The organism is Streptococcus caprae, assembly GCF_042649745.1.
Lineage (GTDB): Bacteria > Bacillota > Bacilli > Lactobacillales > Streptococcaceae > Streptococcus > Streptococcus caprae.
Genome location: NZ_JBHRZV010000023.1, coordinates 1 through 11243 on the forward strand (window position 1 = coordinate 1; position 11243 = coordinate 11243).

General features: G+C 38.3%; 9 protein-coding genes and 1 pseudogene. 8 read left to right on the forward strand and 2 right to left on the reverse strand.

Features of this window, described 5'->3' with window-relative positions; genetic code table 11:
* Window positions 1–119 precede the first annotated feature (119 nt).
* On the reverse strand, window positions 120–1229 hold the full coding sequence (locus ACFORF_RS03025; protein ID WP_380425372.1) for an ATP-binding protein: 1110 nt from the start codon (window positions 1227–1229) through the stop codon (window positions 120–122).
* Window positions 1230–1417: 188 nt separating this feature from the next.
* Window positions 1418–2125, reverse strand: a complete 708-nt coding sequence (locus tag ACFORF_RS03030) for a LytR/AlgR family response regulator transcription factor (protein WP_380425374.1) — start codon at window positions 2123–2125, stop codon at window positions 1418–1420.
* A 195-nt stretch (window positions 2126–2320) separates the two neighbouring features.
* Between ACFORF_RS03030 and ACFORF_RS03035 the strand changes: the two genes are divergently transcribed.
* The 8 genes and pseudogenes from ACFORF_RS03035 to ACFORF_RS03070 all read left to right on the forward strand — a co-directional run bounded on the left by ACFORF_RS03035 (window position 2321) and on the right by ACFORF_RS03070 (window position 11147).
* Window positions 2321–5215, forward strand: a complete 2895-nt coding sequence (locus tag ACFORF_RS03035; RefSeq protein ID WP_380425377.1) for a glycoside hydrolase family 3 protein — start codon at window positions 2321–2323, stop codon at window positions 5213–5215.
* Between the two features lie 61 nt (window positions 5216–5276).
* Window positions 5277–5756 (forward strand): GtrA family protein, encoded by a 480-nt coding sequence (locus ACFORF_RS03040; RefSeq protein ID WP_380425379.1) that lies wholly within the window; start codon window positions 5277–5279, stop codon window positions 5754–5756.
* A gap of 139 nt (window positions 5757–5895) precedes the next feature.
* Window positions 5896–8298: a glycoside hydrolase family 3 C-terminal domain-containing protein gene (locus tag ACFORF_RS03045; RefSeq protein ID WP_380425382.1), complete on the forward strand. Its 2403-nt coding sequence runs from the start codon at window positions 5896–5898 to the stop codon at window positions 8296–8298.
* A gap of 143 nt (window positions 8299–8441) precedes the next feature.
* Window positions 8442–8813, forward strand: coding sequence for a hypothetical protein (locus ACFORF_RS03050; protein ID WP_380425385.1), 372 nt, complete (start codon window positions 8442–8444; stop codon window positions 8811–8813).
* Window positions 8814–8823: 10 nt separating this feature from the next.
* Window positions 8824–8967, forward strand: a pseudogene (locus ACFORF_RS03055) (DUF3850 domain-containing protein); the annotation flags it as partial.
* Window positions 8968–9012: 45 nt separating this feature from the next.
* Window positions 9013–10146 (forward strand): hypothetical protein, encoded by a 1134-nt coding sequence (locus ACFORF_RS03060; protein ID WP_380425388.1) that lies wholly within the window; start codon window positions 9013–9015, stop codon window positions 10144–10146.
* A 5-nt stretch (window positions 10147–10151) separates the two neighbouring features.
* Window positions 10152–10712 carry a hypothetical protein gene (locus ACFORF_RS03065; protein WP_380425391.1) on the forward strand — a complete coding sequence of 187 codons (561 nt, stop codon included), beginning with the start codon at window positions 10152–10154 and terminating at the stop codon, window positions 10710–10712.
* A 12-nt stretch (window positions 10713–10724) separates the two neighbouring features.
* A complete protein-coding gene (locus ACFORF_RS03070; protein WP_380425394.1) occupies window positions 10725–11147 on the forward strand; it encodes a hypothetical protein in 423 nt (140 codons plus the stop codon).
* The last annotated feature ends 96 nt before the right edge of the window (window positions 11148–11243 follow it).

The following is an 11243-nucleotide window of genomic DNA, read 5'->3' on the forward strand; positions in this document are numbered from 1 at the left end:
AAGAAAAATTAAAAGGTATGACCCCTATGGAATTCAGGGAGTCATACCTTACTAACTAATATTCTTTTTTACACTGTCTATTTTAGACGGGGCTTGACAAAATAGCCAGCTTTTTGTTTTTATGACCGTGGTAAAACGATTTTTAAAGTCACCCAGTTATCTTGTTTGGTTAGGGTCATATTACCATCATATTTTTGAGCGATGAATTTTATACTTTTAAGACCATAACCGTGATAGCCAGTGTTAGTTTTAGAGGTGAGTGGAAGTTTTTCTCCGCTTAATTTAATGTCAGATAAATCGTAATTATCTAAACGAATAATAACGAAGTGGTTGTGAGGAGCAACTTTTAAGGTAATCAATCGTTTTTCTTTATCTCCTATTTTTTCAACAGCTTCAATTGCATTATCTAAGGCATTACCGAAGAGGGCTGAGATGTCCATGACATCCATGAAGTTGAGCAAGTTTCCTTGTACGATGGCCGTAAAGTTGATACCGAGACTAAGGCAATAACGATTTTTCTGGGAAAGTATAGTATCCAAGACAGCATTCCCTGTTTCGATTTTAGCCTCAAAATCCTGAATACTAGATTCTAATTCTTGGAAATAACGTTCTTGCAAATCAGTCTGATTCTCTTGACGAATGAGAGCAAGCTGGTGTTTGAAATCATGGACTTTACGGCTGATGAGCTCATTGTTCTCACTGTGGGCTTTATATTGCTGATATTGCAGCTGCAAGGTAGCGTTGACAGCTATTAATTCTTGCCTCAGATAGGATTCATACTGTTGGTTTTCTTGAATAAATAGCAAAAGCAGACCTGAAAAATTCATCAGTGTACGCGTGATGAAGACTGTATTGGATTCCAGTCCAAAGCGACTCTTCGGAAAGATAAAACCAATATTGGACATGATAAAGATAGCTAAGGCTGTAAAAATTGCAGTTGTTACTTCTTGTTTATGTATTAAAGGTCCTATTTCTAAAATAGAAACCTTTTTCTCCTCTCGAAAAACAAAAAGAAAGGACAGTAGGTAGCACAGACTAACAAGAATGATTTGAGGGATTAGTTGATCAATAGCAGTTCGAAAAAGCGTCAGACAATAGAGATGCCAAGCCAAAGCGGCAACAAGTTCCGCCATGATAAAGGCCTTAGCTGCTTGGTATAAAATTACTCGACGCTTGCTAACTCCCAAAAGGATAAAGGAAAATGCCATCCACATAATATTCAAAGCCATACCGGGAATCCAAAAGATTAGTGGAAGAGTACCAGCTAGGAACTGTAGGAGAAGTTGTCCTATAAAAACGAGGAAAATTTTAAGGGGATATTTAGAGCGGTTATCTGTATTAACTAAAGGCCAGCAAATGATTAGGACGGCTAAGGACTCAGCAAGTGCCGTATAGATTCGTGGGATATCAGGATACATCATAAGAGCTCATCTCCGATATAGTTGGTTAAGGCGGTTAAAAATCCCTTTTTACGAGGTCGACTGATTTGAAGAGCCTCTCCAGCGACATAGGAAATGTTACCGTCAACTTTTTCTACATGAGCCATATTGACGATATAGCAGGAGTTAGATCGGTAAAAAGTTTCAGCGGGTAGACTTCCTTCCATAGCTTTAAGGGTTCCTGTTGTGGTGATGGTTTCTTTAAGTGTATGGATATAGATTGTATGCCCCTGATTTTCGATATAGGTGATGTCCTCTTGCAAAAGTTTGTAGGTTGCAGATTTAGTTTTGATGACCAGTGACTTGGTTTCCTTCTGAGGAAGTTTGCGTAAAATTTTCTTGAAATGCTCGGTAAAAACAAATGAGGAGAGTGGTTTTAACAGGAAGTCAGTTGCCTCTACTGAGTAGCCTTGAATAGCTACTTGAGAATGGTTGGTCACAAAAACGAGTAGGACATCCTTATCGCGTTCGCGAATTTTTTTAGCGGCAGACATTCCATCCAACACTGACATTTCCACATCTAAATAGATGACATCAAAGCTAAAATCGTAGTCGCTTGCGATATCGATTCCATCATTAAAAAAGGTAATGTCGACAGGAATTTGCTTGTGTTGACAATATGATTTAATATAGGAACTAAGCCGAACCTGTTCTATCTTTTGATCCTCAACGATTGCAATTTTCATAATCCAATCCTTTCTACTAGAAGTATATCAAAATCTAAGACAAAAAGACAGGTCAATAAGAAAGCGTTTTTTCAATTTATGATAAAAACATGACAAGTTATGAAGAAAGGGTTTTCAATATCTGGTGGATTTGTTAAAGTAATGTCGAAAAGAAAGGACTGGGAGTACCAGTCAAAAAATTTTAGGAGGGGTCTTATGAAGACTTGGAAGAAAACTGGTTTAGCTAGTTTAGTGACAGTATTATTATCTGTGAGTAGCACAGTAAGTGCTGAAGACTACGCTAGCTCATACCAATCTTGGGATGCTACAGTTATTGTAAAAAATACATTAATTTTTGCAAGTATTCTTGTTGTTACATTGTTGGCGTATGCTATTTACCGTGGTTTGCAGAATAAGTCTTTTTCAACCAAAAAAGGGAAAATTTTTGCAGCACTGTTAGCTATGCTTGGTGTGATCATTATCGGAGCCAATTATGCAGTTAATATGTTTGTTAATGTTATTGACACTTATTTTGCACCGTCATATGCAGATGATGCAAAAATTACGGATGCTGAAAAAGTTTCGAAGGAATTAGTAACAGAAATCCAGCGTGAAGGTTCTGTACTTCTTGAAAATAAGAATAAGACATTACCGCTAAAAGATACTAAAAAAGTGAATGTTTTCGGAATTTCTTCTGTTGCCATTACTTATGGGGGATCTGGTTCTGGATCAGCAGATGAATCTCGTAATGTTAATTTGCAAAAAGGTTTAGAAGATGCTGGTTATGAAGTCAATAGTGAGTTAACTGATTTTTATACTGAGAATCTTCCTGAAAAAGAAGAAGGTAGTGTCTTTTCACTTAATGGTGGTGATTATAATATTTATGAACCCTCTCAAGACAAGTATTCCGAAGATTTACTAACTAACGCAAAAGACTTTTCAGATACAGCGCTCGTTGTTATTTCTCGTAATGGGGGAGAAGGTGCGGATCTTCCACAAAGTATGGCTGACTATGAGCAGGGCGATGCCGATAAACATTATCTTGAATTACAGAATGTTGAAAAAGATATGCTCAATATGGTCGAGCAAAACTTTGACAAAGTAGTCGTTCTGATTAACTCTTCTAACGCTATGGAACTTGGCTTTTTGGAAGATGAAAATGTTGATGCAGCACTTTGGATTGGAGGGCCAGGTCTGTCTGGCCTGACTGCTGTTGGAGAAATTTTAGATGGGGACGTCAATCCTTCTGGTCGTTTAGTAGATACCTATGCTTACGATTTAACTTCAAATCCAACGTATTGGAATACCGGTGACTTCACCTACACGAATTCTGAATATGTAACGACAGGCTGGGATGGTAAAAAGACAACAGCTACTCAAAAATTTGTGGATTACCAAGAAGGTATTTACGTAGGTTATCGTTATTATGAAACACGTTTCGTAGATAACACTACAGGTCAAATTGATGAAGATGCGTATAGTAAAACAGTTCAATATCCATTTGGTTACGGTCTAAGTTATACCAATTTCAAACAGGAAATTACCAGTGTCAAAGAAGACGGTGATCAAATTAAAGTAGATGTCAAAGTAACTAATACGGGTGAAGTAGCTGGTAAAGAAGTTGCTCAAGTTTACTACACTGCTCCGTATACTGTTGGAGGCGTTGAAAAATCTCATGTTGTTCTTGCTGGATTCGATAAAACAGAGCAGTTAGAACCTGGTGCTAGCGAAGAGATGACGATTTCATTTGATCGCGATGACTTAGCTTCATACGATTACAAAACTGAAAAAGCTTATGTTTTAGATGCAGGTAAATATGAAATCAAGTTGATGAATAACGCTCATGATGTTCTCGATTCCGAAACATTGACGGTTGAAAGCAAACAAATCCTTAACCAAAGAAGTTCTGATAAGACCGAAGTAACGAATGTTTTTGACTACGCGCTTGGAGATATTAATTACATCTCACGTAGCGATTGGGAAGGTACTTCTCCAACTGAACGCACCAAAGATCGCGAAGCTAGTGATGAAATCATCGCTGAAATGGACGTTAATAATCATCGTATTCCTGAAAATGAAACAGCCAAAGAGGCTGTTAAAGGAACTGATGGAGACTTACGCTTAGTTGATCTAGCAGGTGCAGATTACGATGATGAACGATGGGAAAGTCTATTGGACCAAATGTCATCTGACGACATGGCTAACCTTATTGGTTATGGTGGCTATGCTACAGGAGCTGTAAAATCAATTGATAAACCAGCAACTATTGATATTGATGGTCCTGCAGGAGTAAATGGTATTTTCCAAAATATCAAGGGTATTCAGTATAATTCTGAAGTCGTTGTAGCCTCTACATGGAATACTGATTTAGTAGCTGATATGGGTGATGCTTTTGCTAAGGAGGCTCTTGCTCACGGTGTTGTTGGATTGTATGGTCCTGCTGTCAATATTCATCGTTCTCCATTCTCAGGACGTAACTTTGAATACTATTCAGAGGATCCTGTCGTTTCAGGAAAAATGGCATCAGCTTTAGCTAAAAAAGCTCTAGAAAATGGTGTTTATACCTATACAAAACACTTCGCATTGAATGACCAAGAAGATAACCGTACAGGAGTAGCGACTTGGTCTAATGAACAAGCTATTCGAGAAGTTTACCTTAAGGCCTTTGAAATTCCTGTAAAAGAAGGTGGATCGACAGCGATTATGTCATCATTTAACCGCATTGGAACACTTTGGGCTGGTGGAAATAAAGACCTTTTAACAACAGTTCTTCGTGATGAGTGGGGCTTCCAGGGTATGGTCATCACTGATTACTTCATGGGTGGCTATATGAGCTCAGATCAAGAAATTCGTGCTGGCGGAGACTTGGCACTTTCAACACTTGGTGCCACTCCATCATTAAGTACAGGAACAGAAGAAGGTCAAACAGCCTTGCGTAAAGCAACTAAGAACATTCTTTACACAGTTGCAAACTCAGCGGCATTTAACATCTATAAACCTAAAACAAAATGGTGGCTTGTAGGACTTGTAGCAGGGAATGTAGTTCTTGTTGGTTTACTTGGCCTCGGTCTTGTTAAGGTGACAGTAAAGAAAAAAGAAGAAGTAGCCTAAGCTAGAAAGCGTGAGTAGTCACGCTTTCTGACTTAGTGATTAAGATTAGATTGGGGTTATCATGAAAGACTGGATTAAAGCACACCCAGATTTATGGGAATTTATCAAGTTCAATGTCTTATCAAATATTGCCACCATTACAAATTTTATCGTGCTCTGGATTGGAAGTAGTTTTCTTTTTAAGGCATTTGCAGGGCAACCGTTCGATTGGTTTATTTTTCACTACCCTGTAAAAAATGGAGGACTCAATGGCTTTCTGTCATTCTTGCTAGCCTATGTATGTGCTCAAATTGTCAACTATATCGTCCAACGTAAATTAGTCTTTGGTGCTGAAAATGATATTTCAAAAACGCTTCATTGGTATATATTGACAGTTGTAGTAGCTGGCATTTTATCCATTGTCCTACCACCTTATACGACAGCTATTTTCCAGAACTGGGGGATGAGTTTGGGTTGGGCACAGACTTGTGCAAACTGGGTTAATATTTTTGTCCAAGTGGCGGTCAATTATCCAATGATGAAATTTGTGATTATGAAATAAGGAGGACGAGGTCGAAAGGCTTCGTTTTCTGCCTCTAGCAGACTGTGATAAATTGTGAACAACTTATGAAGAAACCGTTTTAAAATCTAACCTGCTCTGCTATGATAAACCTATAGCATATCAAAGAATGGAGAAATGTATGAAACATCAAGCTCTTATCCAGCGGCTGACTTTGGCTGAAAAAGCAACTCTCATGGCTGGTAAATCAGTTTGGGAAACAAGAGACTTTCCGGAAAAGGGAATTCCATCAATCTTTCTTTCTGACGGACCTCATGGTATTCGTAAGCAAGAGGGAGAAGGAGATCATTTAGGACTCAATGCATCAGTACCTGCAACCTGTTTTCCAACGGCAGCGACCTTGGCTAATTCTTGGAATCCGGATTTGCTGGAGGAAGTTGGACAAGCGCTCGGTACAGAAGCCAGTAGCTTGGGAGTGCATATGGTCTTAGGACCTGGTTTGAATATCAAGCGAAACCCATTATGTGGGCGTAATTTTGAGTATTACTCAGAAGATTCCTACCAAGCTGGCAAATTAGCTGCTGCGATGATAAGAGGACTTCAATCCCAAGGTGTTGCAGCGACTCCCAAGCATTTTGCGGCTAATAGTCAAGAATTGCGTCGCATGGCATCGGATTCTATTGTCGATGAACGAACTTTGCGAGAAATTTACCTGACCGGGTTTGAAATTGCTGTAAAAGAAGGACAGCCTAAAGCCTTGATGTCAGCTTATAACAAAATCAATGGTACTTATGCCAATGAAGATAGACGGTTGCTCCGTGATATCTTGAGAGATGAATGGGGCTTCGATGGCATTGTTGTGTCAGATTGGGGTGGTTCGAATGATCACGCTCTTGGTGTTGAAAATGGTAGTCATTTAGAGATGCCTGGTACAGTCTTTGTCGGACAAAAAGAAATCATAGATGCAGTCGCAGATGGTCGTCTATCAGAGGCGATTTTGGATGAGCGAGTTGATGAACTTCTAACAGTTGTCCTTGATTTAGCGGCTCAAGAAAAGCGCATTGTAGATTATGAACTTCAACATGAAATTGCGCATCGTGCGGCGGCAGAGTCTATTGTCCTGTTGAAAAATGAAGATCATATTTTGCCACTGGACAGCCAAAAAACGGTCGCTATTATTGGTGAATTTGCTCAAAATCCTCGTTACCAAGGAGCTGGTTCTTCACTTATCAATCCTAAAAAACTGGATTTGACCTTGGACCATTTGTCAGATTACAACTTAAATGTGCTAGGCTTTGCTCAAGGGTATCAGCGTGTGGATAAAGAGGATGATGTTCTTCTTCAAGAAGCCGTAGATGTGGCACGTGAAGCTGAGACTATACTCTACTACATGGGCTTGGACGAGATTAGTGAAAGTGAAGGAATGGATCGTTCTCATCTTTCTCTGCCACAAAATCAACTCAAGTTATTAGAAGCTCTCAAAGCCTTAGGCAAAGATATTGTTGTTGTCTTATCAGCTGGTTCAGTTGTAGATCTTTCTTGGGATACCGAGGTAAAAGGACTGGTTCATGCTTATCTTTCTGGTGAAGCTGGTGCTTTGGCTATCTTGGATGTCTTGACTGGAAAGACTAACCCAAGCGGTAAATTGAGTGAAACCTATCCACTAGACTTATCAGATGTACCATCCTCATATGAATTCCCTGCGAGCGGAGACTATGCGCTCTATCGAGAAGGACTTTATGTGGGTTATCGTTACTTTGATACAACAGCTACTCCAGTTAAGTATCCCTTCGGCTATGGGCTTTCTTACACGACTTTTGTCTATAGCAATTTAATTCTAACGGATTTGGGTGCTGAACTTACAGTGACCAATACTGGTCAACTGGCTGGCGCAGAGGTTGTTCAACTCTATGTTGGGAAACACAGCAGAGCTATTTTTGGACCAAGTAAAGAACTCAAGGGATTCAAAAAAGTTTATTTAGAGCCAGGTCAATCCATCCAAGTTCAATTTACCTTTGATGATTATACCTTCCGCTATTTTAATACGATTACAGATTCCTTTGAGATTGAAGGAGGAGTTTACCAGATTGCCATAGGAGCTTCGGTAGCCGATATTAGATTGAGTGGTGAAGTCATGCGCAGCGGCACAACTGAGCAACTTCCAGATTATAGTCAATTATCATCCTATCAATCTGGACAAGTAAATTTAGTCTCAGATGTTGAATTTTCTAATTTACTTGGTCGTACAATTCCTAAAGAATCTTGGAAAGTTGGACAAGAGCTTCGTATTAATGATCCTGTTTTGAAATTACAGTATGCAAAAAATGGTCTAGCTCGTTTGGTTTATAAAATTTTAAGCTGGTTGTTGGGGCGTGCCGAGAAAAAAGGTAAGCCTGATCTCAACTTGTTGTTCATCTATAATATGCCCTTTCGAGCTATTGCTAAAATGACCGGTGGCATGATTGACCATCCTATGGTAGAGGGAATTTTAACCATGATAAATGGTCACTTTTTCAGAGGTTCTAGGCAAGTTTGGAAAGCTTTCCTCCAGAAAAATCAGTATAAAAAGGACTTAGATGCCTAGGACATTAGTGTTTTAATTTCACATCCTGCCGTAAGTGTCTAGAATTTCGGGAAACTCAAAATTAAATACCTTATAGCTTAAGAGAACGAGAAAAGTCGTTCTCTTTTTTCGTTGTCTGAAACTAATGAAAGGACACAAAGCAGATGTCAGATAACATTGAAATTATCATGGATATTGAAACACTAGAGGTCTTTGAAGTGATTGATCTTGATGAAAAGGAAGAAGTAACTGTTACAGATACTAAAGTTATCTCTGAAGAAAAGAACTCTAGACAGTATGATGAGTTAGGCAGGATTTGGCTGGGTAACGGTTACTATTACAAACCTTCTAGCTTTATTTGGGGAGTTGAGAAAGATAGAGTTATTCATGAACTAAGTCCTAAAAATAAGCATGGCACCTATCCCTATTATAGGCGTGCAAGAGATGGAACCTGGAGATATATTCGTCAAATGACCCAAGAAGAAGCTCTGTGGCTAACTTTGGAGTTTCATCCCGAACTGATGGTTTTTGTATAAGGAGTAATGGGTGACACAACACATGCTGAAATGTTACCCCCAGTATTTTGAAGCAGTCAAAGATGGTACAAAACCTTTTGAATGCCGCTATAACGATCGAAACTTTAAAGTTGGTGATGAACTATTATTGAGAGAATACGATCCAAAACAAGGTTCGTGAACGAGAAAGACCTCGGGTGACTAGTGAAGAGAAAACGATTTGAAAAGTGAAGATACAAACAAAGGTTGGTTATGGTTTCAAGAATTCTTCAATAATGTTATAATAGCTACACTTGCATCGCTAGAAAAACAAAAGCTTTCAGATGAAACGATTAAACATATTGCAAGCTACCAGATTCTTGAATCTTGGGTTCTTAGGTTCCTTTCGGCCGATAAACGAAGCTTGATCCTTGAACAAAATTCTCTTCTGGGAGATATCTTAACCACGATGCCAGAATCAGATATCTATACTGATATGGATGCCATTATCCTAGCCAAACACCCTGCTTATAAGGATTTGACTTTGGATGAACGAATTTTAGCCTACTACAATCAACCTAATTTGGATAAAAAGCGTAAAGACCTCTTCCTAGAAGTTTATGGTAAAGGAAAGGGTAAAACTAAAGGTGAGGCACAATTTGCATCAGCTGCAGAAATTGTCGCCAGCTTCTTTACTTTAGGAGGGCTTGGAGCATTAGTATACTCTTTTAGTACTGGTGACTATAAGAATATTGGAAAGAATATTCATAAACTTGATACAGTCCTTTACGATAGTAAACTTAAGAAATTCCTCAAGCATCCCTTCAAGACAACTGGTAGGTTCATTGCCAAAACGTTTGATAAGAAAGTGGTTAAACCAGTAAAAAGTTTTGTCAAAAAAGTTAACAAGACTATCTTTACCCCTATTAAGAATAAGCTATCAGACTTCTTCAAACCTAAGAATAAGAGTAAGTCTAAAAATTCAAGTAAGTCAATTCAAAAGACCTCACTAATAGTTGCCACAGCTAAAAAAACTTATGACTTGATAAAAAAAGTGACTCTTAAACCAGTAAAACAAGCATTTAAAGAAGCTGTTAAACCAATCAAAAAAGCTTACACAGCTATCAAGACTGCTCTAACATCAAAGAAAAAGGCTGCAACCAAGAAGAAAGTTGCACCTAAAAAGATAGCTGCATCTAAGAAGAATGCTACACCTAAGAAGAAAGCTGCACCTAAGAAAAAGGCTACGCCTAAGAAGAAAGCTACACCTAAGAAAAAAGCTGCGCCTAAGAAGAAGGCTGCACCTCAAAAGAAAGCTGCGCCTAAGAAGAAGGTTATGCCTAAAAAGAAAACAATTAAAAAACGTAGGAGATAAAACGGATGCTCAAAAAAAGACTAAAGCGAATACTGCTTGCGCTATCAATAGTGTTTGTTCTAGCAATATCTGGATTTATTTATATTAACAAAAATCTGTCAACTTATTGCATATACTATGTTAAACATATGCCTCAAACTCATGATAAGGATACTAATCCTGAGATGGTGGTTATTTTAGACAATTTAGTTTATTTGGGAGAATCCAGAGTAAACGGGATAAGGTTTGATACGGATGGCAGTAATGCAATTGTAAAACACAATGAATTTGCACTAGGGCAAGGTAACAGAGATAATTCAGTCAAATTTGTACTTTCTTTTTTTCATGGGAAGAGTAATGAAAGATCTCGTATGTATTATTTTGACGGAAGTGGCAAATTTGTTACTTATCATTATATGAAACTAGACGGGGAAGATTCTCTTTATGAGAAAACAGAAACTCGAAAACAAGAAGCTCAAACCTATGTGGATGAAGTCATCAATCCTATTGTTGAAGAGATGGAAATAGAACCAAAAGTTAACTTGCAATGGTTGTTCAATAAAAAATACCAAGATCGATTTAATTAGGAAGTTATCGTGATGATGTCAAAGAAATGGTTTGCCCTTCCAGTGATCTTATTAGCTCTATGGGGCTGCTATGTTATCAATGTTAACCTTGTTAGACATTCAGGATATTATGCACAACACCTTCCTCACAAGAAAGGGACGAATCCAGAATTAATTTTTACCCTTAAATATCTTTATTATCTTGAAAAGCCTGATAATTCATCCTTACGGCATGACTATGATGGTACGAGTGCGATAATTGTCGATGGAGATTTTTTTATTACTAGTTATAAAGGACCCATATTAATGACTTCTAAATCAGATAATGGTTCAACTTCATATGAATTTGATAGTAGAGGGAAGTTTAAAGAGAAAGTGGTTATTAATCGAACTGCTGGTAAATTTCAACATAGTAAATCGGTTAAAAGCAAAGAAGAAACCTGCCCCTCTCCTTGAACTGCTCCCTGTCAAGTGGACAATCAAATAATAAAAGATTTAAGCTACGGCCTTGTTCCTCATTTCAAGAGGGGCAAGGCCGTTGTTGCGCTCTTG

Coding starts and splice junctions, on each gene's coding strand:
- ACFORF_RS03025 (WP_380425372.1), bottom strand. CDS start 1,229: ATGGCTTTGAATATTATGTGGATGGCATTTTCCTTTATCCTTTTGGGA.
- ACFORF_RS03030 (WP_380425374.1), bottom strand. CDS start 2,125: ATGAAAATTGCAATCGTTGAGGATCAAAAGATAGAACAGGTTCGGCTT.
- ACFORF_RS03035 (WP_380425377.1), top strand. CDS start 2,321: ATGAAGACTTGGAAGAAAACTGGTTTAGCTAGTTTAGTGACAGTATTA.
- ACFORF_RS03040 (WP_380425379.1), top strand. CDS start 5,277: ATGAAAGACTGGATTAAAGCACACCCAGATTTATGGGAATTTATCAAG.
- ACFORF_RS03045 (WP_380425382.1), top strand. CDS start 5,896: ATGAAACATCAAGCTCTTATCCAGCGGCTGACTTTGGCTGAAAAAGCA.
- ACFORF_RS03050 (WP_380425385.1), top strand. CDS start 8,442: ATGTCAGATAACATTGAAATTATCATGGATATTGAAACACTAGAGGTC.
- ACFORF_RS03065 (WP_380425391.1), top strand. CDS start 10,152: ATGCTCAAAAAAAGACTAAAGCGAATACTGCTTGCGCTATCAATAGTG.
- ACFORF_RS03070 (WP_380425394.1), top strand. CDS start 10,725: ATGATGTCAAAGAAATGGTTTGCCCTTCCAGTGATCTTATTAGCTCTA.